Consider the following 23,084-nt stretch of genomic DNA (forward strand, 5'->3'; position numbering starts at 1 on the left):
CCGATCACTGGGGCGGGTACACCGTGGGGTCGTCCAGCGGCACCTTCAGCCAGGAGATCATCTGCCGGAGCTGGTGGTACGCCGCGAGCCGCTGCTCGTCGGAATCGGCCTCCTCCGCGGCCGCGATCGGCTCCCACATGCGCGGCACCATCACCGGCCCGAGTTCGAGCAGGCCGCCGCTGCCGCCGGTGGCCCACTTGGCCAGCACGTACCGGACGATCGCACCGACCGGGATGTCCAGGTTCCGGGACATGCCGCGCACGGTCTCCAGCGGATCGAGGAGCCCGTAGTCGACCACCTCGGCCTTGAAGTTGGCATGCGGGTCGTCCGGTGGCCAGCACCGCTCCCACTGGCGCAGCCGAACCGCCGGCGTACCGGTCGCGTCGTAGGCCAGGTCGTCCATGTCACCATCCATGCCGCCACCCTAAGGGCGGCACCGAGCTTGTCCGACCGGACAGGATGAACACCGAAGCAGGGGAAGGAGAACCAGTGAACGAGAACCTTCGTGAGGAGCAAGTCGCCCTCGTGCGGACCGACTCGGGCGCCGCGATCAGCGGCACCGCCACGGCCGACGACGAGGCGATCCGTCAGCAGCTGCGCAGCCTCGGCTACCGCATCTGACCCAACCGCCCCGGCCCGCCCGCTCGGGCGGGCCGGGGCAACCCCGCGAAGGAGACCGAGCAGGCCCGCCGCGCACTCACCGAGGCCGTGGCGGCCGTACGCAGCCGCAGCCGCAGCCGGGGTGCCTCGGCCGGCTCGTACGGGTCGTCCTCCGCCCCAGCCTTCCCGGCCGTCCCGGCCCTTCCGGTCGTCCCGGTTGTCCCGGTGCTCCGACGGGCGTTCGCGTTGGCGTCCGGTCCACCGGGTGTCCCGGTGCTCCGACCGGCGTTCGCCTTGGCCTGCGGTCCCTTCGCGCCGCGCCGCACGCACACCTCCAGCGGCGGCCCACCCAGACTTCCCGGGAGCCGATCCCGGCCGCCGCGCGGGCGGCGCACCACTCGTCGCGGGCTGCCCGGTACGGCCGCGATCACCGGTACCGGCACGAGGATTGCCGTGCCGGGCCGCATCATCTCCGACGCCCCGGCCCGCCGGACGTTCCCGCTCCGGTCGTGTGCGCCGGAACACGGGGCCGGGAACAGATCGCGTCGCGGAGCATCCCCGTCCAGGCAGTGTCCGACCATTCACTCCCGGTCGGCCCGCGGCGTCCGGTGCCTGCCGCGGACCTACCCGGGCTGGGCAGACCGGTGAACCGGACGGTCCTCCCCCACGCGGATGGCCCGGCACCCGGACCCCTTTCGTCGGGGGTCAACGTGCTGAGAGGGCGGGAGTGTTGACCACCCGGCGGCGCGTTGTAGGGTGCGGCGACCGGGAGGCGAAATGGCTGAGACGACCAACCCGTTCGACGACGAGAACGGGGTGTTCTGGGTGCTGCGCAACGACGAGGAACAGCACTCGCTGTGGCCGGAGTTCGCTCCGGTGCCCGCCGGGTGGCAAGTGGCGCACGGCCCGGACGGCCGGGCGGCGTGCCTGGCCTACGTCGAGGAGAACTGGACCGACCTGCGTCCGGCCTCCCTGCGCCGCGCCATGGACAACTCGACCGGTTGAGCCACCGGATCGACGCACGGTCCTCACACTGGCGCGGCGGTGGACCGCTTCGTCACCTTCATCGCACTCCACGTCCGCCCGCCGTCGAGGGACGACTCGACGGTGAGCGCGCGCCGCGCTGATCCCCGCGGTGGAACGTCGGAGCCGGTCGGACAACCACAACGCACACGATGCACGGCGTGAATCGCCCGCGGGAACCTGGCGGCCTGGCGGCATAGGGGCAGAACAGTGAGTCGGTCCACACTTCCGTTCCCACGACCACGACCACGTTCACGGGAAAAGCGCGGGTGCGCGCTGATCGTGCAACAGGGCGCCTGGGACATGCCCAAGGAGTCGATGCCGCTCGCCGCCGGCTACCTCACAGCCGCGGCACAGGCCGATCCCGTGGTGGGACCCGAGTTCGACGTGGGAATACAGAACTTCCGCGGTGGAGAATCGCTCGGCTCGATGGCGCGCACGATCTTCTCCGGGGTCGTGCCGGACGTGCTGGCGTTCTCGGTCCTCGGCTGGAACCTCAACCAGTTCGGCGCACTCGCCGAGACCTACAAGTCGGTGCGCCCGGACGGCTGGGTCGTCTTCGGCGGAACGCACGTCGCCCACCAAGCGGAACGCGTCTTCCGACGCTTCCCCGAGGTCGACGTGGTCGCCAACGGCGAGGGCGAGTTCACCTTCCGCGATCTGCTGCTCGCCGTTCTTGAGGAGAAGTCGCCGCACGACCTCGCGCAGGTGCCGGGAATCTCCTACCGCGACGAGGAAGGCACGATCCACACCACAGCCGAGGCACCGCGCATCGACGACCTGGACATCATTCCGTCGCCGTTCCTCACCGGGGCCATCCCGCTGCTCGACCACAACGGCCGGTTCCCCTACGACGTCGCGCTGATGGAGACCAACCGCGGCTGTCCGTACAAGTGCTCGTTCTGCTACTGGGGTGGCGCGGTCGGCCAGCGGATGCGCGACTTCTCCCGTGAGCGGCTGCGCGCGGAACTCGACCTCTTCGGCTATCACCAGATTCCGACGGTGGTGTTGTGCGACTCGAACTTCGGCATGCGGCAGCCGGACGCGGAGTTCGTCGAGGACCTCGTCAGAACGCGCGAGAAATACGGGTTCCCGCGATCGTTGGAGACGTCGTGGGCGAAGAACAAGTCCAAGACGTTCCACAACATCATCCGCCGGATGAAGGCCGAGGGGTTCCAGAGCTCGTTCACCGTGGCGCTTCAGACCCTGGACGACACGGCGTTGCGTGACATGGGCAGAAGCAATATGCGGCTGAACCAGTGGAAGGATCTGGCGGCATGGCTCGCGGCGGAGGGGCTCGACGCCTATGCCGAGCTGATCTGGGGCGCGCCGGGTGAGACGGTCGACTCGTTCCTGACGGGCTACGACCGGCTGTCCGAACATGTGTCCCGTATCGCCGTCTACCCCCTGTTGCTGCTGCCCAACACGAACTACACGGAGAACCGCGAGGAGCACGGCTTCGTCACCGTGCGCGGCGACAACGACGACTTCGAGTACGTTCTCGCCAACCGCACCGTCACGGTCGCGGAGAACACGATGATGCAGCGGTTCATGTTCTGGGCCCGGATGATGAGCGAGAACATGTACTTCCGGCACATCTGGGTGCCGCTGCGGGAGCTCGCCGGGCTCACCCAGAGCGCCGCACTGCTGATGCTGTCGGACTGGTTCCAGGACTCGGCCGATCCGGCCGTCGCCGAGTTACTGGGCCACGGCCGCGAGTTCACCGACTCCGGCCTGGTCGTCGAGTCGCTGCACAAGCTCTACGCCGACCCGCGGTTCGCGCCGATCTTCCAGCGGTGGTGGGACGAGGCGATCCTGCCGAAGGTTCCCGAGCGGCACAGACCGCTGCTGAACGAGATCTTCCGCTACGACAACACGACCCGTCCGATCTACGCCGGAGCGGGTGCCGAGGACGCCGAGGTGCGCAGCATCGACGGCCTGCCGCACTACGTCCGCAGCGGCCTGCGGTTCCAGTACGCGATGCCGCAGGTCCTCGACGCCATCCGCGCGAGCCGGCCGTTCGACGACAAACCCTCGCCGGTCGAACTGACGCTCGCGTACCGCATCGGGTTCGACGACTACCTCGACAACCACGAACTCGCGACCTACTACGCCGGTCGTTGCCTCGATATCCGGTAGCTGACAGCACGGCGGGCGAACACTCCGTATCGACACCGGGCCCCGTGGTCCGGGAGGAGTCGCCGCTGGACGGGTCGGCCCACGGCGGAGCGCGGTTCGCACGCGGGAGCCGTCCGGCACAGGAGCGGCAGGCTCCGGGAACCGTCCGGCAGGCGGGCCGCGGGCTCAGTCCCGCGGGCCGCCGGTGCCGGTCCGCGAGTCGATCCGGTGGGCCAGTCCGTCGAGATAGATGCCGAGCTTGTCGGTGAACCAGCCGCGCCCGTGCCAGGTGTCCTCGGCGGTGAACACCTCCAGGAACGGGGTGTCGACCGACCAGCTGCTGCGGTACTCCTCCCGTACGGTCCGGCCGCCTCCGGCCGCCGTCTCCCCGTCGAGATGGCGCATCGCGATCCAGGAGGTGAGGGTCAGTTCGGCGACGAAGTCCACCGACACCACCGCGTCACGGTCACTGAGCCCGGCCGCCACCAGCGAACGGCCGTAGCGCACCAGTCGCTCGATGATGGCCGGCGGGGTGCCCGGGGTGGTGAGCACGGCCTGGGCGATACCCGGATGGGTGTCGCAGAGCTCCCAGAGCCGGTCGGCGAGCCGCCCCAGCAGCTCGCGCCAGGGCAGCTCCTCGGACGGCCACTCGACCCGGTCCACGGCCACCCCGATCGCGGTGCGCAGCAGATCGTCGCGGTCCTGCACATAGCGGTAGAGCGTGGAGTGGCTGACGCCGAGCCGGGCCGCGACGCTGGGCATGCTGAACGTCGCCAGCCCCTCGGCGAGCGCGGCCTCGGCGACGGCCCGGGTGGTGAGCGACCGCGACGGGCCGGGGCGGCGGCCCGGCCGGACCCCGCGGGGGGTCCGGCCGGGAGTGCCGTCGGTCATGAGCCCGCCGCGGTGATCCGCCACCCGGCCGCCCGGCTCCGCTCGTGCCAGAACCGTGCGTAATGCCCGTCGAGGGCGAGGAGCTCGGTATGGGTGCCGCGTTCCGCCACCCGTCCTTCGTGGAGCACCACGATCTGGTCCGCTGTTGTCACGGTGCTCAGCCTATGGGCGATGACCAGCAGGGTGCTGTTTCTGCGCAGTTCCTCCATGGAGCGCCGCACCGCCGCCTCGTTCTCCGGGTCGAGTGCGGCGGTGGCCTCGTCGAGCAGCACCACGGGCGCGTTCTTGAGCAGGGCGCGGGCGACCGACACCCGCTGGCGCTCGCCGCCCGAGAGCGCACTGCCGCCCTCGCCGACCCGGGCCTCCCAGCCGTCCGGGAGCCGGGCGACGATCTCGTCCACCCCGGCGAGCGAGGCCGCGCGGCGGATCTCGTCGTCGCCGGCGTCCGGACGGCCGATCCGGATGTTGCCGATCAGCGTGTCGTCGAAGAGATACACATCCTGGAAGACCAGGGCCAGCTGAGCCATCAGATCCTCGGTGCGCTGTTCCCGGACGTCCACCCCGCCGACCCGTACGGTGCCCTCGCGGACGTCGAAGAAACGGGCGATCAGCCGGGTCAGGGTGGTCTTGCCGGAGCCGGAGGCCCCGACCAGGGCGGTCATGGTGCGCGGCGGCACGGTGAAGCCGACTCCGTCGAGCACGGCCGGGCCGTCCCCGTACCTGAACCGCACCCCGGTCAGCTCGATCTCGCCCGGGGCGCGCACCGGGGCGGAGCGCTCGGGGGCGGGCAGCGACCGTTCGTCCAGCACCGCGCGTACCCGGCGCAGGTCGTTGCCGGCCATCCGCAGCACCCCGGCGAGCTCGCCCACCTCCGCCAGCGGTCCGGTGAAGCGGGCCACCAGGGCGAGCAGTGTGACGAGTTCGACCGGGTCGACGCTGTCCCGGAGCGCGAGCAGGGCGCCCACCGCGATCAGCGCGGAGAAGCAGAACTGTACGGCGAAACCGCTCAGCAGCATGCCGGGCATCGAGAGCAGCACCTGCCTGCGGGAGGCGGTCCGCTGCTCCTCCAAGGCGTCCTCCAGCGGCCGGTAGTTGCCGGTGGTGCGCCCGAAGGCGCGCAGCACGGCCTGGTTGCGGGCGAATTCGAGGACCCGGTTGGCGGCCTCCACCCCGGCCCGGTCGTTCTCCTCGTCGGCCCGCCCGAGCAGCCGTATCGAGAGCCGCGCGGCCAGCAGGATCAGTGGCGAGCAGACCAGCACGGCGAGTCCGAGCCGCCACTCGTGCCAGAACATCACCACGACCACGGTGGCCGGGGCGAGGACTCCGGTGACCAGCGGCTGGAGCAGATGGGCGCAGCTGCCCGCGATCGACAGCACCGACTTGGTGCCGATGCGGCTCAGCCGTCCCACCGTGGTGCTGTCGAACCAGCCCAGCGGCAGGGTCACCGCATGGTCGCCGAGCCGGTGGTGGAGCGTGGTCAGGATGACCAGGGCGAGCCGGAATCCCAGCATGGCCTGGGCGTAGTGGGTGACGAGCGAGAGCGCCACCGCTCCCGCCATCCAGGGGAGCCAGGCGGCGGCGCCGTCGGTGTCGCCCGCCAGCAGCCGTCCCACCACGGGCACGAGGAAGGCGACCGCCGCGCCCTGCGCGACGCCGTTGAGGGTGAGGGTGCCCAGATAGCGGCCGAGGTCCCGGCGGTGGTCCGGGCCGAGGGTGGCCGCGAGGTCGCGGATCATGCGCTGGTCCTCTCATGGGTCGCCCACAGCCGGGCGTAGCGGCCGTCGGCGGCCAGCAGTGCGTCATGGGTCCCGCTCTCCACCAGCCGCCCGTGATCGAGTACGGCGATGGTGTCGGCGGTGACGGTGGTGGAGAGCCGGTGGGCGATGACCAGTACGGTCCGGCCCGCGACCAGGGGCGCTATCGCGTCCTGGATCTCGGCCTCCGACCCGGGGTCGGCGAAGGCGGTGGCCTCGTCGAGGACGAGTACGGGGGTGTCCGCGAGGAGCGCGCGGGCGATGGAGATCCGCTGTGCCTCGCCGCCGGAGAGGGCGAGCCCCTCGCCGACCACCGTGTCGTAGCCGTCCGGCAGCGCCAGTATCCGCTCATGGACCCGGGCCGCCTCGGCCGCCGCCCGGACCTCGTCGTCACCGGCCTCCGGTCTGCCGAGCCGGATGTTGTCGCGGAGCGTGCCGCGGACCAGTTGGACGTCCTGGAGCACGAAGCCGACATTGCGGTAGAGCTCGGCGGTGCTCAGCTCGCGGACGTCCACCCCGCCCACGGTGACCCGGCCGGCCGTCACGTCGTGGAAGCGGGTGACGAGGGAGGCGAGGGTGGATTTCCCGGCGCCGGACGGGCCGACCAGCGCGGTCAGGGTGCCGGGGGCCAGCCGCAGGCTCACCCCGTCCAGGATCCGCCGTTCGCCGTCATAGCTGAAGGCGACGTCCTCCAGCGCGACCTCGTGCCCCTCGGGGACACGCGGGTGTTCGGGTTCGGGCAGTACGGGGAGGGTGAGCACGGAGTCGATGCGCAGCGCCGCCGCTTCCGCCTCCCGCCGGGCCTGCGCGCCGAAGCCGAGGGTGACCAGGAAGGAGGGGAGGATCATCGCGACCAGCGAGGCGGTCAGGACATCGACCGGCGCCACCCAGCCGTGCGAGACGAACCAGACGCCGCCGCCGAGATTGATGAGCAGTACCACCGGCGGCGAGATCGCCATCGAGGCCAGTGCCTCCAGCTTGAGCATCGGCCGCACCCAGTCGCTGTAGTTCCGGCCGAAGCCGGTCGCCGCCTCCCGGTAGCTCGTATGGGCCCGGCCGGTGCGGCCGAAGGTCTTGACCACCGCGATGCCCTGGACGAACTCCACGATGCTGCGGTTGACCGCCGCGATCCCGGCGTCCATCGCGGCCATCTGCGGGCCGAAGTCCCGCATCATCCAGCCGTATGCGCCGGCGTAGACGGGGATCGTGGCGACGGCGAGCAGCGCGAGCCGCCAGTCCAGCCAGAGCAGATAGCCGAAACCGGCGACCGGGACGGTGATCGCGCCGACCGTCTCGACCGCGCTGTGCGCGACGAGATGGTGCAGATCGTGGACGTCGTTCTGGGCCGCCTTCCGCACCGAGGCGGAGGAGTTGGTGTCGAACCAGCCGAGCGGGGCCCGGCCCAGCCTGGCCACGATCCGGCGCCGCAGTGACGCCTGGAGTCCGACATCGGCGAAGTGGGTGACGGCCAGGGCCGCCGCGCCGAAGAGGCCGCGCGCGGACAGTCCGATCAGGGCGATCATCACGGCCCGGCGCACCGAGTCCTCGTCCGTCGGGCCTGCCGCGAGCAGGGTGCGGGCGAGTTCGGCGAGGGCGATGAAGGGGACGACCGCGGCGGCGGCACCGATCATCTGGAGCGCCATGCCGATCCGGATGCGGACGCGGACGGGGGCGAGCAGTCCCTTCAGGACGGCACGGGCCCGTTCCGCGCCGTTCTCCGGCGTGATCCGTCCGGCGGGAGCGGGCGGGTCGCCGGTCTCCTGTCGGGGTGCCGCCGGGGTATCGGTCAGGGCCATGCCGCCTCCTTCACAGACAGACTGTCTGAATTAAGTGAGGCTAACCTAAGTAAGGAGGTGGGTAAAGGCTCAGGGTGGGACGGAGGCGATCAGCCTCGGCGGGCTCCAGCGCGGCTTCGTGCCGTACGCGGGTGCGTCGGGCGCGACATCCAGGCGGCCGTTGTCCGCGTCGAAACCCACGGCCGTCACATGCCCGGCGAGTGCGCGCGGCCGCAGCGAGGATGTCGTCGAACCGGGCGAGGGTGCCGCCGACGGCCGCCGGGACGGCCATTGCCACGCTCGGGCATCATCCGGCTGATCGCCGCGCCGGACAGTCAGAAGCTGCTCAGCCCACTGCTCAGGGCCGGGATGTCGGCGTCGCCCACCATGACGCGCGGTCCGGCTCGGCCGACGGTTGGGTAGGTCGACACGGATATACGTGGGGGCATCGGCGATCCGCCCGCGCGGGCGAGGCCGACGTCGGCCCCACCCGCGCGACCAGGGCTGACGCCGCGATTCCCCCACCGGCGGGCGGAGCCGAGGAGCTACCCCGGCGCGGGCGGGGACGGCGAAGCGCTCGATCGCGCCGTGCGGCCGATGAGCTTCCCCGGGCTCCGCTCCGGACAGGTGGGTCAGCGCAGTCCGGCGAAGAGATCGTTCTCGGGTACGGCCGTGCCGGTGGCGTCCTGGACGCGTACGAAGGTCTCCATGCCCATCAACTCGCCGAACCTCTCCTTGCCCATCTTGAGGAAGAAGATGTTCTCGCCCTGACTGGCGTGCGCGGCCAGCGCGTCGAACTTCTGGCCGCTGAACGCGGTGGTGTCCACCCACGTGGTGATCTCATCGTCGGGCAGGCCGATCTCGGCCATCGCGGCGGCCTCGGCGGGATCCGGCTCCGGCATGTCCGGATGGAACTCGCGCATGAGCTCCCCGAACCGCCGCATCCCCGAGCGGGGCATCGTGGTCCAGTACACCTTCGGCGCCTGCTCGGTCATCTTCAGCGCCGCCATCGTGATGCGGTGGGCCTGGATGTGATCGGGGTGGCCGTAGAAGCCGTTCTCGTCGTAGGTGACGACCACGTCAGGCCGGTAGTGCCGCATGAGTTCCGCGAGCCGGGCCGCGCCTTCCTCCACGGGGGTCCGCCAGAAGGATCCCGGGGCGTCGTTGGTCGGCCAGCCCATCATCCCGGAGTCGGCGTAGTCCAGCATCTCCAGATCGCTGACCTTCAGCACCTCACAGCTCGCCTCAAGTTCTTCACGGCGCATCAAGGCGACCGCCGCCGGATCGTGCCCGGGATCGCCCGGCTTGACACCCCCCGGTCCGTCACCGCAACCGCCGTCGGTACATGTCACGAGAACCGTGCGGATGCCTTCCGCCGCGTACCGCGCGAGGACCCCTCCGGTTCCGGTGGCCTCGTCGTCGGGATGGGCGTGCACTGCCATCAGCGTCAAAGGTCGGTCAGTCGTCATGAAAAGTCCTCCTGCGAAATCAACGTCTTGGTCCGACCGCGCGACGGGCGTACCGCGATCCTGGGGCCCGGACCCTGGTGAGGCGGACAACCCCTCTGGCCTCCGTGTTCCCCGCCCGTGCGGCACCGGTCCCCCGGTCGGTACAACCGTGCCGGCCGGACCCCCTGTTCCCAGCGCGGCCGTCTGGCCTTCCGAACGTCGGCGTTCCCACGCGAACGAGGTACCAGCGCGACCCGCACCATCCTGTCGCACCAGGTAAGGGGAGTGTGGTCGGTACTCCGGAGAGCGATGCGCCCACCTCCGCGGTGGTGATGCCGGAGGAGCGGGCGCTTGTGCCGGGGGCTCAGCCCTGAAGCTTCATGCCCTTGGGCGAGGTGAGGCCCTTCTCCGGGTGGGCTCGGAACGTCGCCGTCCAAGCACTGGGCGAGCAGGACGCGCCGTTGGGGTGCTGCTCTGTCAGCCTGGCCCGGACGCTGTCCTTGACGATCATGTCCCCGCTCCTGGCTGACGTGACGGTGAGCCGGACTGGCACGGTGGACGCACCGATGCCGTCGGGGAGCCGGACCGAGATCGTGGCGAACGGGTCGTCGGCACCTCCCGATGTCCGCTCCTTGCAGGCGCCATCCACGCACAGCCGGATCCGCGCCGCGTCACGGCCGCCGAAGTCGGCGGGCCGCCACATGGCGGAGACCTGCGAGTCCGCGTCGGCCTGGGTGCACAAGGTTTCCTGACCGAGGAGCGAGCATCCGGTCAGGGCAGCCATCAGCAAGGGGGTGAGAAGGATGTATCGCATGCCAGTACCTCGCCACTGTCCGGGGCAAGGCGCTGTTGACCAGCCCGATGTCAGCAAAATACAGCCAGCAGGGGTCCAGCTCGGCCGCGGCCAGGGACCGTCGGGTCCGCTGATAGGTTCGCAACGGTGAGCGAGCAACTGCCGAGCGGTGGCGTCGAGCTGTCACCCGACGAGATCGAAGCCCTCCACGGCAGATGGGCGTCCTGCTGGACCCCGAGTGAGGTCGCGCGGCGGCTGGCCGGGATCGGCTCGCCCTGGTACGTGGCCGCGGGCTGGGCGCTGGACTTGTTCCTCGGCAGACAGACGCGCTCCCATGGGGACATCGAGATCGCCATTCCGGCCGCGAGCTTTCCCGAGATCCGCCACCGCTTTCCCGGTCATGTCTTCGACGCGGCGGGCAGCGGCCGGATCTGGGAGGACGCCACACCGGAGGTGCTGGCCGCCGTACATCAGACATGGCTCCGCGATCCGGCCACCGGGGACTACCTGCTCGACGTGTTCCGCGAACCGCACGACGGTGACACCTGGATCTGCCGACGCGACGAGGGAATCCGGCTTCCCTACAGCGACATCGTCCATCGCACCCAGGACGGCATCCCGTATCTGGCACCCGAACTGGTGCTGCTGTTCAAGGCCAAGCACACCCGCCGCAAGGACCGGAGGGACTTCGACGTGACCGTCCCGCACATGACCCGGGCCCAGCGCGAGACCCTGGCCGGGCTGCTCGTCCGCGTACACCCGGGACATCCCTGGCTCGCGGACCTGTAGTCGGTGCCTCAGGACCACACGTGGGATCGGCGGTTCCGATCCGCGAGGAGCGCGCCCGGTGACCGCCGTCCCGCCGGCCTGCCGTCCGCCCGTACCCCCACCGGTCTGCCGCCGGTCCGGCGGCCGACCGGATCACGGGGTGTCGGTCTGTGTGACGGCTCAGTCCTCCCGCTTCCGTGCGGCATCGGCGCGGTGTGCTGCCCCGCCGGGGTGCGTGGGCGGCGGTGCGGTGAACTTGGCGGGTGTGTAGCCGCGGTGGTGCCGGCGGAACGAGTCGGCGAGGTGGTGCTGGAGTCGGCTGTGGCGGAACTGGTAGACGGCGCCGGTCTGGCGCAGGACTCCTCGCCGGTAGGCGTCGTCGAGGAAGGCGGCGGTGTTCCAGGGGAGTTCGCCGGTCAGCGGTAGCCAGACGCGGGTGAGGACGATCCACTGGCCCCAGGCGGTGAACGCGAGGGCGTAGGAGAACGCGCCGCCGAGTCCGCCCACGGCTCCGATGAAGAGCCCTGCGGACGGGGTCCAGTTCAGCGGTCCGAGAATGTTCCGCAGCAGACCGGTGACGACGTGCCCGCCGAGCGCGATCGTGAGAGTGAGCGCCGGTACGAGTACAAGGACCTGTCGGCCCACCGCCTCGCGGTTGACGGCGAGCAGACCGGCCGGTGTGGCCGCGGTGGCGATGTCCAGGGGCGTCTCAAGCGCGGCGATGAGTCCGAAGACGAGTGCGGTGGCCGAGCCGAAGATCAGCCCGAAGGCCAGCATGTTGACGAGCGTGCCTTCGATCACCGTACCGCTGGTGAGCGGGGTCCCTTTGACCAGTGCGTGTTCCAGTGCGACGGCGAGCGCGAATCCGGCGCCCATCACGGATCCGCCCAGCAGCACGGGCCCGAACCGGGAGGTGAAGGTGCGCATCGGTCGGCCGCCGACGCGGGCGCGGGTGCGGCGGACACCGGGCAGTCGCAGCCGTACGTGGGCCGGGGTGAAGGCCGTTGTGCCGAATCTCGACATGAGCCAGTACACGGACCCGAAGGCGAGGCCGGCGGCCGGTCCGAACAGTGCCCCTTCCAGGATGACCGTGCCGATTCCCGCCGCGCTGTCGCCCGACCCGAGTCCGAGGGCGATCACGGCGATGAGCCAGAGGGGCACCGTGACGGACAGCGTGCAGGTCAGCACGACGGCGATGATGCGGGTCGAGCGCCGCAGCGCGTCGCCGATCCGCCACCAGGCGAGGTCCCGCTGATCGAGGTCCTCCAGCCGGGCCATGTGGTGGGCCAGGTAGCCGAGCCAGTACTGGACCCGGTCGGGGTCGTGATCGTCCCGTCGGCCACGGCCGCCGCTGACGGCCCGTACGGGGGTGCGGCGGTAGACCGTCGGCACGAAGGATGCCAGCAGGTGTTCCTCAAGGGCGTGTTCGGTGGGGAAGCGGGTGGTGTTCAGCAGTTCTTTCGGACTTGTGCCGGATGTCTCGCTGTAGATCGTCCGCGCGAGGACGACCATCAGGGGGGTGTTCAGGACTCTGGTGAGGTTCCTGCTCGCCACGGTGTCCTGGGTGCGCAGCGTCTCCAGAACAAGGTCCCATACGTTGGCGTTCCGGTCCCGGCTGCTCCCCCGGGCGGTGACGGGCCGGGAGGTGCGGGGCAGGTAGTCGGTGAGGTCGCCGGGGGTGAGGTCGGCGAGTTCGACACCGGCGGCCCAGGTCAGGGGGGTACCTGCCGCCCGGACCGCTTCGGCGTACTCCCGGCGGCGGCTGGTCAGCACGAGCGGCAGCGAGGTGGTGTTGAGCGCCGCGAGTGCGGTGGGCCGCAGGGCTTCCGCGATCTCGTCGAATCCGTCCAGTACGGGCAGGATGAGGCCGGCGTCGAGGAGCGCGGCGGCCAGTGTCGCTCCGCTCGGGACCCGCTGGACCAGGTGGGGGTGGTCGCGCAGCAGCCGGTCGGTCAGCCAGTCGTGCAGCACGGTGGCCGTCGGGTCCCAGGAGCCGAGGCTGAAGATCACGGGGACCCGCTTGAGGGCGGCGGGGTCGGCCAGGAGGTCGAGGACGAACCTGATCGTCAGGATCGACTTGCCCGAACCGGCCCGGCCGAGGAAGACCATCCGGCCGGACGGGACGCGTCCGTAGACCTCGGCGACGTGCGGCAGATCGCTGTCCAGATCCATGGGGCTCGGCGCGGTCCCCGGTGGAAGGCGCTGAATGTTCTCGGGATGGTCCATCAGATCGGTCGGTGCCTGATGCCATCGCACCGGGAGCGGATAGGGATCGTGGACCCGGCGCCGCTCTTCTTCGAGTTGCCAGCGGCTTCTGATCTCCGCCGCCAATTCTCCGGCCGCACCGGCGAATTGGCTCGATAACCGAGACGGTAAGGGGCTGGAAGTCGAGGGTGATTCGGAAATTGATTCGAGAGCTGGTTCGGTTTCCTCTTTTGCGAGGACGGCCGCCAGCCGCCGACGGTCCTCCGGCCCGGCCTTCAGAGCGTCCGCCAGCAGATTGACCGTTCCCACGCGGTGGTCGGCGGATCTGCCGGTCTCCAGTCTGCGGATGGTGCTGACGCTCACTCCCGACCGCTCCGCCAGCTGTTCCTGTGTCAGACCCGACTGTTTGCGCAGCCGGCGTAAGAGCGTGCCGAGTCGATCCGCCACTACGTGCGTCCTCTCCACCTGCGTCTACAGCCTGCGGGGAGCCTACCGTGACGACCGGTCATGGATGACCGGTGCGGTGACCTGTCCATCCGAGCGGCACGAAGGCCAGCATCGGAGGTGCACAGCCACAAGCCGCCCCCAGGGGCTGCGCCCGCTCGGGTCGTGGTCGTACTTACCGGCACCGCGGCACACCGGGGGAGTCGGCGGCGCCCGATCCGTCCGAGTGCCCGAGCATCCGGCGGCGGTGAAGGCGCATCGACCGAACCGTCCGGCACAGGTACGTGTGAGGAGTTGATATGGCGTACCGGCACTGGTGCGGAGAATGCGGTTACAGGACCGGCTGGCTCAGTGAGTCGCAGGGCGAGTACCAGCAGATCCAGCACTACGCCAGGCAGCACCCCGGAATTCCCCCGGGCGGCAGCGTGGAGATCAACCGGAAGAATCCGAACAGTCTCGGCTGCCTTCCGGTCCTGGGAATTCTCTTCCTGCTGCTGATCCTCGCGGCGTCATGCCGGCGATAGCGCGCGCCGGGACGCGCCGAGGGCACTCGTCCACTCGGACACGCGGCCGGAAGGAACAGCCGTCCTGACGGGCGTGGCCCCGCGGGGGACGACGGCGAGCGGTGGTCACGGCTGCGCAACTCAGGCCCTCACGTACCGCGTTCCGCGCTCGGAGGCGGCGTTCGCTCGCACCTGACCCCCGTCCGGACGCGTGCTCCTGGTACTACCCACCCATATGAACCGAACAAGACCGACACACAGATGAAAGAGGAAGTGACCCGCCCATGTCGTTACTTTTCGTCCCGAGGCGCTTGTCTCCCGGTGGGCGTGTGCTCGCCGCCGCTCTGGTGACCTGTTTGATGGTCCTGGGCATCGTGGCATCCCCGTTCCGGACGGCCGAGGCCCACGCGGAAACGGCCGGGGACCGCACCACGGAGAACTGCGGATCCCCGCTCCAGTGCCTGGACTTCACCTCGCTCAGCAATGGCCGCCTGCTCGACGTGCAGAACGGCTCACTCGGTGACGGGGCTTTCCTCGTCACCAACACGGCACCCGGCCACCACCAGTCCTGGCGTCTGAACGTCGATCCGTCCGACTCGTCCTTCGCCATCGTGAACAACACGACAGGCAAGTGCGTCGACATCGCGTGGCCCGCCCTGCGCCAGCAGACCTGCCGGGGCCAGAAGACCCAGCAGTGGTACTTCCAGCCGGTACGGGGGACCGCCAACGCGTTCATGATCCGCAACGAGGACAACAACGCGTGTCTCGACCTCACCGCCGACGCCCAGTACGACGACGCGTGGACGGGACAGTCAAGCTGCCACGGCCGGGCCAACCAGCGGTGGTCCACCGTCCCCGAAGCACGGAAACTGGCGGTGGAGTACGCCGCCAAGCAGTGCCAGAAGGACACCTCCACCTGCTCCTGGGCAGCGCGGAGTGAAACCGCCGCGGCTCCGCTCCCGACCGTCTGCGCGTCGTCGGTGTGGCTCAACAACACCAGCGGACCCATCACGCAGACCTTCGCGGTGAACAAGACCACCGGCTGGCAGAACACCGTCTCGACCAAGATGTCGACCGGCTTCACCACCGGCGACCTCCCGAACCTGGCGGTGAAGGTCACCGCGACCCTCGAAAACCAGTTCTCCCATGTCTGGAGCGGCTCGGAGACCGTCGGCAACCAGGTCGCGGTGCCCGTGCCCGCCGGACAGTACGGCTGGGTGACCCTGTCCGTGCTGGCCACGAAGGTGACCGGGACCTGGACCTTCGACGCGCGCGGACTGCCCTGGACCGCTGAGGACACCGTCACCGTCCCCCTCAAGGACGACCCGGCCGGCGGCGCGACCCACTACATCGCGAACACCAACCCGGTCTTCACCTCCTGCGCCTGAGCCCGGTCCTGTGCCGCCCTCGCGCATGCCAGGGCGGCACAGGAGCGCACGAGCCCGGCCCCGCACCCACCGCGGCCACGCGCTCCGGCGAAGGCCGGCAGCCGGACAGAGCCGTCACACCCCCTGCCCCCCACGTCCCCACGTCCCCACGTCCCCACGATCGGCGTGTTCGTACTGGCGTTCCGGCGGAGGGCCGGGCCGCCGAGGTGTGGAACACCGGTCAGCCCAGGTCCGCAGGCCGGAGCTCAGGGCCGGCTCCGGGTCCGTCGTCGGAGCAGGTCAGCTCGTACGCCTGCCCCGGAGCCCCGGGTGCACCGCCGTTGTCCACGATCGGACGGACGGTGAGCCGCTCCCCCGGAAGGAGGGCGAACAGGGCGACTCCGCAGGTGGGCGTCTTGCGGAACCGGGACGGCTCGGCGTCGGGTCCCGAGGACGCGCGTTCCACGTCCAGACGGCCGACCTCCTGGCCCACGAGTACCTCGTGGAAGCACAGTCGCTCGTACCCTTCGTCGGCCTGGGGCCGTCCGGTGAACAGCTCGGTCTCCGACTCCCCGAACGGCGCCAGCGGTCTGCCGCGCAATACGCCCGCGACATCCCGGCCGTCGGTCGGGTCGATCCCGAGGACACCTCCGGACAGGTGATCGGCCGCCGTCCAGGACCCGTCGTCCCGCCGTGTCGAGAAATAGAGCTCCTCGGCGGCCTGGCCGTCACGGCGCCGGTGCAGGAGCAGCACGAAACCGAGGTCGCCGCGTACACAGATGTCGGCGACGACGGGTCCGGCCCCGATGCCGGGCCGGACCGCGGCGGCCTGGGTCACGGCGGTGTCCCGCTCGGCTTCGGCCGTCAGGGCGGCGTGGGCGAGCTCTGCCAGGTTCTTGGGCATGTGTGGGTCCTTCGGGCACGGAGGCGGTGTCCTCGCGGGATTCCTGACGAGCCGGGGTGGCCCACCGAGGCTTCGGTGGGCCACCCCGGGAGTGCGCCGCGTACGCACCGATGTGATCACCGTACGGGCATCACCGTACGCGGCTGTGGACCGGCTAGGAGCTGGCGTTGCAGATGGACGAGACCGCGGTCACGAAGCCGTTCCAGCCGATCACCACGCCGTTGCCGTGGGTCACGATCCTCGTACCGGGCTTGACCTGGATGTTGTAGTGGACCTCCCACTGCTTCTTCCAGGGCGTGTACCAACTGGCCTTGCCCTGGAGCTTGGTCATCCTCCTCTTGCCGGGCCGGGTGCCCCAGGTCTCCGCGTAGACGGCGTTCCTGGACAGGTAGCGGTTCGCGAAGCCCTTGATCTGGGTCTCCACGTAGTACCCGATGTAGCGGTGGCCGTCCCGGGTCACACCGCCGCCGCGGCGCCTGGTGATGATCTGGAGGCTGTAGCCGTTGGTCTTGTGGACCTTCCCGCACTTGGGTGCGAGCCCTGTGGTGTCGGAGCTGTTGCACGGGTCGGCGTTGGCGTAGTCGTAGGCGTTCGCCGACCCGCCGGGAACGGGGTCGGCCTGGAGGAACCGGCCGAGCTTCGGGTCGTAGAGACGGACGCCCATGAGGACGAGTCCGGACAGGGTGTCCGCGGAACGCTGTCTGCCGCCGAGCCAGGCGTAGCGGGCGGCCGGGCGGCTGTCGCGCGGACCGCCGTACTCGTCGTGGTCGAACGCCGTCGGCGCCTCGGCGCTGTTCAGCGGGAGTCGCAGGGCGACGTCCCCGTGCAGGTTGGTGAGTTGGAGCACCACGTCACCGGTCCTGGTGCTGGTCGCGGTGAGGGCTCCGGCGGCGGAGACGATGTTGCGGGTGATCGCGCCGGTCGCGGTGTCCTCCACGACCCATCGGGGGCTGTCGGAGTCGCTGTCGTAGTGGTTGCGCTTGGACGCGGTCTGCGTCCAGGTGCTGCCGGAGCCGGTCTCCGTGGTCCAGGACCGTACGCGCAGCTCCGGGTCGCGCTGCCAGGTCTGGCGGCTGGAGCCCACCGTCTGGCGGTGGACGAGATCGCCCGCGTAGTAGGAGAGCGTGCCGTGGCCCGGGGCGGTCGTCGTCCGGCCGAAGGCGTCGTGGACGTAGCCGGTGCCGGTGAGGCGGTCACCGCTGTCGTAGGTGTGGGTGGTGGTGGTGCCCGCGGAGGTCGGGCAGTCCAGGCCCGGGGCCGCGGTGGCCGTGGTCAGGGCGGTGCGGGTGCTGCGTTCCCCGAAGGTGTAGGAGCGACGGGTGCAGACGGTGGCCGCGGTGTCGTCGACCCCGGCCAGCCGTCCGACGGCGTCGTACCGGTACTGCTGGTTCGACCAGCCCGAGTGGGCCGTCCGCTGGCTGTGGACGGATGTCTCGATCGAGTCGCTGAGGACGACCGCGCTGTCGGAGTTCCTGGTGTAGGTCCGGGACCGGGCCGAGCCGGTCGGGTCGATCTCCTGGGACAGGGTGTGGCCGCCGGGGAGCGTCTCCTTGGTCACGGCGCCGTCGGCGTTGTACACGGTGCCGATCTCACCGGCGACGGAGTCGGTGGTGCTGGTGGCCAGGCCGCGGGGTTCGGCCTGGTGGTCGTAGGTGTAGGTGACGGTCGAGGGGACGGAGTCGGAGGTCTGGGTGATCCGGTCGAGCAGGTCGTAGCGGATCTGGGTGACTCCACCGTCCGCGTCAGTGTAGGAGATCTGACGTCCCAGCTTGTCGAACACCTTGGTGATGGCGGCACCGCCGTCCGCGGTGTTCCGGACGGCTTCGCCGGTGGTGTCGTCGTACGTGGTGGTCGTCGTGGGCTGGGCCTGACCGATGCCTCCGGTCATGGCCACGGACACCGGGCGGCCCGCGTCGTCGTACGTCGTCACGGTGTCGCGGGTGATGCCCCCGGCGGTCTCGGAGACCTTGGCGGGGCTGCCCCACCGGTCGTACTCGGTGACGGTGACCGGCAGCTCGGCGGGGTTGGTGCCCCCGCCGACGACGGCTCCGCCGGGTGAGGTCCGGCACGGCAGGTCGGCCCATTCGGGGCGTCCGGAGCAGGTGCCTGTGCCGGTGGCCGACCAGTAGTCGGTCACCCGGGTGGTGGCCGATGTCGCGGTACCGCCGGGGCGGATCTCCTTGACCACCCGGCCCTGCGCGTCATGTTCGGTGACCGTGGTGACGGAGAGGCCGCCGGGGTCCTGGACGGTCCGGGTCGCCAGGCCGCGCTGCCAGTCGTAGACGGTCCGTGTCTCACGGGTGTCGGCGTGCAGGGTGGGCTGGTCGCGGAGCTGCGCCCCGGTGACGGTGCCGGTGATCTGGTCCTTGACGGTGGCGGTGCCGTCGGTCGGCCGCCCGGTGTCGTAGGTGTTGACGGTCCAGGCCCGCGCCACCACGGAGGAGCCCGCGGAGTTGAGGGTGGTGGTGCCGGACGTGAGGTCCCGTGTCAGGTCGATCCGGGACAGCGGTCCCAGTTCCTGGAGTTCGCGGGTCCCGGTGGCGTCGTGGACGGAGCGGGTCGAGAGCAGCTCGGCCCGTTCGGCGCTGGGCAGGTCCCCGATGCCCAGGTCCGCGAGCGTGGCGCGGTCGGCGGCGGTGGTGCCGAGTGCGAGGGCACGGTTGGCCGGAGTGAGCTCGCGGACGGTGTTGCCGAACCGGTCGGTCTCGGAGGCGGAGATCCGGCCGCCGGGCGCGGCGACGTTGACCTGGTGGCCCGAGGCGCCCAGGTACTGGACGGTGGCCCGTGCGTAGTCCCCGGCTCCGAGGGCGCCGCCCGTGTGGGAGGCGGGTGCGGAGTCGGCCGGGAAGACCGCTGTCGCGTCGGTGGGCGCGTCCGACTGTCCCCATGCCTTCACGTCGGCGGAGCCCATGCCGTAGGGGGCGGACGGGCCGGTGAGGGGTACGTCGTAGACGACGCTGGTGACGGCTTCGCCCTGCACGGTCCCGGCGCTGCCCGGCTGGAGGCCCGGACGCGTCACGCGCAGCAGCATGCCCGGTCCGGCGGCGGCGGAGTTCCCCGCCTGACCGTAGGCGAAGGTCCAGGGCAGTTGGCCCGGCCTTGTCTGCTGCGTGACCCGGCCCGCGCTGTCGTACGTGTACTCGGTGAGCAACCGCGGGATGATCTGCGGGTTCCAGGTGTGGCGCAGGCGCCCGGTGGTGTCGTACGCGTAGCTCTGGACGGACTTCGCGGTCGCCGCCGTCGCTCCGGGCGCGGTGGCCCAGACCTGGATCTCCTTGACCTGGCCGGTGAAGTCCCCGGGGGTGGTCGCGGTGGCCGTGGTGGCGGTGGCGTAGACGAACTCCAGCACCCGGCAACCGCGGGTGGCGGGGGTCTGTGCGCAGGTGCCGGCGGCGACGGCGGAGGTCGCGGCCACCATGCGCTTGGGCCGTGCCTTGATCCCGCCCGCCGTCGACACGTTCTCGGAGACGACCGTGGTGGTGGAGTTGCCGCGCCCGTCCAGTCGCACCGAGGAGACCTGCCAGGTGGTCGCGGCGGCGTCGAGCTTCTCGAAGTCGGTGACCGTGCCCTCGGCGTCGGTCAGGGTGAACGAGCCGGCCGTGCTGCCGCGCAGGGTCAGCTTCTCCGCGCCCGGTTCCGCGATCCACGCGGTCCTGGCGGCGTTGGCGGTGAAGTGGACGGCGTCGCCCTGGCTGCCGACCACGTTCACGGCGGTGTCGGAGATCCTGGTGATGTGGGAGTAGTCCGCACCTGCGGACTCCGCGACCACCCCGGAGGCCCATTCGTCCCCGAAGATGGCTACCTGGCCTTCCTGGTCACCGGCGGACGGGGTCCGTGAGGAAGCGGTACGGGTCACGGACAGCCCGAAGTGCGGAGCCTCGACCTCGGAGAGGGTGAAGTCCCCGGTGAGCAGGTTCAGCGCCCCCGGTCCGACGAGTCGGGGTGCGGCGCCGGGTGCGTGCCGGTCGACGACCACCGTGTGCGGTTCGGTGCTGCCCGAGGCGCTGCCCGGTCCGGTGAAGTCGGCCTTGATCTGCACGGAGCCGTCGACGGCGACGGTATTGACGGCGTTCCACGCCAGCGGCGCGTTCTTGCCGTTCGTCAGCGGGACGGGCCACGCGGCGACCGGGCTGCTCCCCGAGGTGACGTCACCGGCCGGGATCTGCTGCCAGTTGTCCGCCGCGGAGCGGCGCCAGGAGAAGGAGACCTTGTCGTACTTGCTCGCGTCACCCTCGGCGACCAGCGGCAGACGTCGTGCGGTGCGTTCACCGTCGGACGGCTGGAGGAAGCCACCGGGGCCGGCGTGGAACCGGTACTCGGCCGCCTCGGACTTGTTGTCCGCGTTGTCCACGGCGCGCACCTGGAGGACATGGGTGCCGTCCAGCGGCGGGGTGACGGAGAGGGCCTTGGCGGCGTTGGAGCCGCCGGTGACGACCTTCGTCCAGGTCACACCGTCCAGGGACCATTCGAGCCAGTGGTGGTCGGCGGCGGGCGGGGTGACGGTGAAGGTACCGGCCTGGCCCGCGCCCTTGACCCATGCGGTGGACGGGTAGTCCGTCGAGGTGACGGAGGTGGGGGCGGAGGGAGCGGCGGTGTCCACGGTGAACGTCTTCCACGCCGACCAGCCGTTGTTGTAGTGGCTGCCGTCGTAGGGGGAGGTGCGGAACTTGTACGTCCTGCCGTTGGTCAGCACACCCGTGGGCACGGTGACGGAGGCGACCTGTCCTGACGGTACGTACTTGGAGACGAGGACATCGCCGGCCTGGGTGTTGGTGGCGTTGTCGAAGATCTGGAAGGTGCCGGTGACCTTGTCACCGTCGGCGTCCACGAAGGTGTCGCGCAGGGTCGGCGTCACCGTGTTGACGGCGTAGGTACCGCCGTTGGAGAAGTACGGCGGTCCGGCCTCCTGCTTGGTGCCGGTACGGGGCCGGTAGTTGTAGGTGACCACGAGCTTGGGCGGATTGGACGCGGCGTTGGCCGAGTTGAGCCGCTTCCACTGCGCGGTGACCGACTCGCTGGAGGCGCGCAGACCCATATGGCCACGGGTGGCCTTGGCCGACGCCCACTCCTGGACCAGGGTGGACACATCGGCGTCGACCCAGCCGTCGGGCTGGGCAGCGCAGCCCGGGTTTCCCCTGGTCTCGGTGGAGGTGGCCCGCTTCGCCGTCCAGGCCGGCTGGGCGGACCAACGCGAGGAGGTCGTGGCAGCGCCGGTCGCCCACACCTCCCATGGGTATGCCTTGCAGTCGGTGTTGCCGGAGTGGAAGTTCCACAGCGACAGCTTGGCGTTCACGACCAGCGCGTCCTGGATCGGCGTGGTGTTCCAGGAGATGAACGAGCGGGCGGTCCGCGGGGTGCCGTCGGGGTTCGTGGTACCGGGGTTGCCCAGGTCCAGCTCGGTGTCGGCGGACCAGTCGACGGTCTCGCCCTGCTGCACATAGGTGTCGAACACGTTCGAGAGGGCGGACGTCGACGGATCGACCGTCACCGGGTACTTCGTGGCCGGGTCGGCCAGGAACTCGGCGTCCGGGGTCACCACCAGTTCGAAGGACGAGCCCTTGGCGGCGACCTTCATCCCCACCGGCACGCGCCGGGTGTGTTCGCCGGAGACGGGGTCGACGGTGGCGTCCCACATCACCGGCGCGGGCATCAGGGCCGTCTTCTTGTTCTTCCTGTCGGTGAAGAGCACGCTGCCGTCGGCCTGTTGCCGGACCTTGAGGCCCTGTGCCTTCAGGGGCAGGGTGTAGCTGTAGCCGTCGGCGGCCGGTCTCCGCTTGATCTCGACGAACTGCTCGAAGCCGGTCCGGGTCGCTTCGACCACGACGTCGGCACCGGGGACGGCGTTGACGTACTCGGCGCGCGTACCCTCCAGCTTCGGAGCGGGCAGGCCGCCCTTCCACTGGAGCGTGATCCGCTGATCGCCCTCGCCGAGCGTCACCAGATCGGTGGCCTTCGCCGTTCGCGCCGCCTTGAGCGACGTGGCCGGGCTGCCGGTCCGGCCAGCCAGCGTCAGCCCCTCGGGGTGGGCCACCGGCGCCACCGAGCCGTCGGCGCGCGCGGTGAGTTCGAGGTCGACGTTCCGCCAGTCGTCGGTGGCCCCGTCCCGGAAGCGCACCGGACCGGCGGTCAGTTCCGAGGTGAGTGAACCGTCCTTGTTCACCCAGGTCGTGGAGGTCTCCGTGCGCTCCGACAGCGCCTCGACCCGCTTGCCGGACAGCCGGGCCGCCACCCGCGCGGAGGTGATGTCCGCCGCCTGGGTCGCCGACGCCTTCCGGGGTTCCGCGGCCGGTTCGGCCGGGAGCGCCCTCGCGGGTGATCCGTCGAGCAGGGTGATGGACAGCGTCAGGACGAGACTGCCTGCTATGAAGCCCGAAATCCCTCCGGACCAAACCCGTCCGCGCTCTTCCGGCGCGGGCAGATGAACCGTCATATTCCCTCGTTTTCCGAATACTTGACCTTCACATCTATGAGTCGCCTGTGAACGTAGCAAG

14 protein-coding genes are annotated in these 23,084 nt (G+C 70.5%); 5 read left to right on the forward strand and 9 right to left on the reverse strand.

Translation table 11 applies throughout. The annotated features are described in order from the left end of the window. Window positions 1-4: 4 nt before the first annotated feature. Window positions 5-415, reverse strand: coding sequence for a DUF6027 family protein (locus tag OG711_RS02625; RefSeq protein ID WP_073786043.1), 411 nt, complete (start codon window positions 413-415; stop codon window positions 5-7). A 74-nt stretch (window positions 416-489) separates the two neighbouring features. On the opposite strand from OG711_RS02625, the gene OG711_RS02630 reads away from it, so the two are divergent. The 3 genes from OG711_RS02630 (at window position 490) to OG711_RS02640 (ending at window position 3,762) form a co-directional block, all read left to right on the forward strand. Beyond that, the gene (locus tag OG711_RS02630) at window positions 490-621 is read left to right on the forward strand and encodes a hypothetical protein (protein WP_266504843.1); all 132 of its coding nucleotides are present in this window, start codon (window positions 490-492) and stop codon (window positions 619-621) included. Window positions 622-1,377: 756 nt separating this feature from the next. Beyond that, the gene (locus OG711_RS02635; RefSeq protein WP_329558246.1) at window positions 1,378-1,605 is read left to right on the forward strand and encodes an MbtH family protein; all 228 of its coding nucleotides are present in this window, start codon (window positions 1,378-1,380) and stop codon (window positions 1,603-1,605) included. A 300-nt stretch (window positions 1,606-1,905) separates the two neighbouring features. Further along, window positions 1,906-3,762 carry a KedN5 family methylcobalamin-dependent radical SAM C-methyltransferase gene (locus tag OG711_RS02640; RefSeq protein WP_329558247.1) on the forward strand — a complete coding sequence of 619 codons (1,857 nt, stop codon included), beginning with the start codon at window positions 1,906-1,908 and terminating at the stop codon, window positions 3,760-3,762. 165 nt (window positions 3,763-3,927) lie between these two features. Here OG711_RS02640 and OG711_RS02645 read toward each other — a convergent pair whose 3' ends face one another. From OG711_RS02645 to OG711_RS02665, 5 genes are all read right to left on the reverse strand, one after another. Beyond that, the gene (locus OG711_RS02645) at window positions 3,928-4,632 is read right to left on the reverse strand and encodes a TetR/AcrR family transcriptional regulator (protein ID WP_329558248.1); all 705 of its coding nucleotides are present in this window, start codon (window positions 4,630-4,632) and stop codon (window positions 3,928-3,930) included. Beyond that, entirely contained in the window at window positions 4,629-6,368 is a 1,740-nt protein-coding gene (locus tag OG711_RS02650; protein WP_329558249.1) for an ABC transporter ATP-binding protein, read from the reverse strand. The genes OG711_RS02645 and OG711_RS02650 overlap by 4 nt, the downstream gene beginning before the upstream one ends. Beyond that, entirely contained in the window at window positions 6,365-8,182 is a 1,818-nt protein-coding gene (locus OG711_RS02655) for an ABC transporter ATP-binding protein (protein ID WP_329558250.1), read from the reverse strand. The genes OG711_RS02650 and OG711_RS02655 overlap by 4 nt, the downstream gene beginning before the upstream one ends. 611 nt (window positions 8,183-8,793) lie before the next feature. Then, window positions 8,794-9,603, reverse strand: coding sequence for a PIG-L family deacetylase (locus OG711_RS02660; protein ID WP_073786053.1), 810 nt, complete (start codon window positions 9,601-9,603; stop codon window positions 8,794-8,796). Window positions 9,604-9,973: 370 nt separating this feature from the next. Beyond that, window positions 9,974-10,423 (reverse strand): hypothetical protein, encoded by a 450-nt coding sequence (locus OG711_RS02665; protein WP_329558251.1) that lies wholly within the window; start codon window positions 10,421-10,423, stop codon window positions 9,974-9,976. A gap of 126 nt (window positions 10,424-10,549) precedes the next feature. On the opposite strand from OG711_RS02665, the gene OG711_RS02670 reads away from it, so the two are divergent. Continuing rightward, on the forward strand, window positions 10,550-11,191 hold the full coding sequence (locus tag OG711_RS02670; protein ID WP_329558252.1) for a nucleotidyltransferase domain-containing protein: 642 nt from the start codon (window positions 10,550-10,552) through the stop codon (window positions 11,189-11,191). 159 nt (window positions 11,192-11,350) lie between these two features. On the opposite strand, the gene OG711_RS02675 is transcribed toward OG711_RS02670, so the two are convergent. Further along, window positions 11,351-13,840 (reverse strand): XRE family transcriptional regulator, encoded by a 2,490-nt coding sequence (locus OG711_RS02675; RefSeq protein ID WP_329558253.1) that lies wholly within the window; start codon window positions 13,838-13,840, stop codon window positions 11,351-11,353. An 811-nt stretch (window positions 13,841-14,651) separates the two neighbouring features. On the opposite strand from OG711_RS02675, the gene OG711_RS02680 reads away from it, so the two are divergent. Beyond that, entirely contained in the window at window positions 14,652-15,710 is a 1,059-nt protein-coding gene (locus OG711_RS02680; protein WP_329558254.1) for a ricin-type beta-trefoil lectin domain protein, read from the forward strand. Window positions 15,711-15,930: 220 nt separating this feature from the next. On the opposite strand, the gene OG711_RS02685 is transcribed toward OG711_RS02680, so the two are convergent. Next, window positions 15,931-16,593 carry a hypothetical protein gene (locus tag OG711_RS02685; RefSeq protein ID WP_329558255.1) on the reverse strand — a complete coding sequence of 221 codons (663 nt, stop codon included), beginning with the start codon at window positions 16,591-16,593 and terminating at the stop codon, window positions 15,931-15,933. 154 nt (window positions 16,594-16,747) lie between these two features. Further along, a complete protein-coding gene (locus OG711_RS02690; RefSeq protein ID WP_405674742.1) occupies window positions 16,748-22,933 on the reverse strand; it encodes an RHS repeat-associated core domain-containing protein in 6,186 nt (2,061 codons plus the stop codon). Window positions 22,934-23,084 lie beyond the last annotated feature (151 nt).

It is taken from the genome of Streptomyces uncialis, from assembly GCF_036250755.1.
Classification (GTDB): domain Bacteria; phylum Actinomycetota; class Actinomycetes; order Streptomycetales; family Streptomycetaceae; genus Streptomyces; species Streptomyces uncialis.

Bases quoted from the DNA above. Each gene is read 5' to 3' on its own strand.
- OG711_RS02650 (WP_329558249.1), bottom strand. From the start codon at position 6,368: ATGATCCGCGACCTCGCGGCCACCCTCGGCCCGGACCACCGCCGGGAC.
- OG711_RS02635 (WP_329558246.1), top strand. From the start codon at position 1,378: ATGGCTGAGACGACCAACCCGTTCGACGACGAGAACGGGGTGTTCTGG.
- OG711_RS02625 (WP_073786043.1), bottom strand. From the start codon at position 415: ATGGATGGTGACATGGACGACCTGGCCTACGACGCGACCGGTACGCCG.
- OG711_RS02665 (WP_329558251.1), bottom strand. From the start codon at position 10,423: ATGCGATACATCCTTCTCACCCCCTTGCTGATGGCTGCCCTGACCGGA.
- OG711_RS02655 (WP_329558250.1), bottom strand. From the start codon at position 8,182: ATGGCCCTGACCGATACCCCGGCGGCACCCCGACAGGAGACCGGCGAC.
- OG711_RS02685 (WP_329558255.1), bottom strand. From the start codon at position 16,593: ATGCCCAAGAACCTGGCAGAGCTCGCCCACGCCGCCCTGACGGCCGAA.
- OG711_RS02660 (WP_073786053.1), bottom strand. From the start codon at position 9,603: ATGGCAGTGCACGCCCATCCCGACGACGAGGCCACCGGAACCGGAGGG.
- OG711_RS02645 (WP_329558248.1), bottom strand. From the start codon at position 4,632: ATGACCGACGGCACTCCCGGCCGGACCCCCCGCGGGGTCCGGCCGGGC.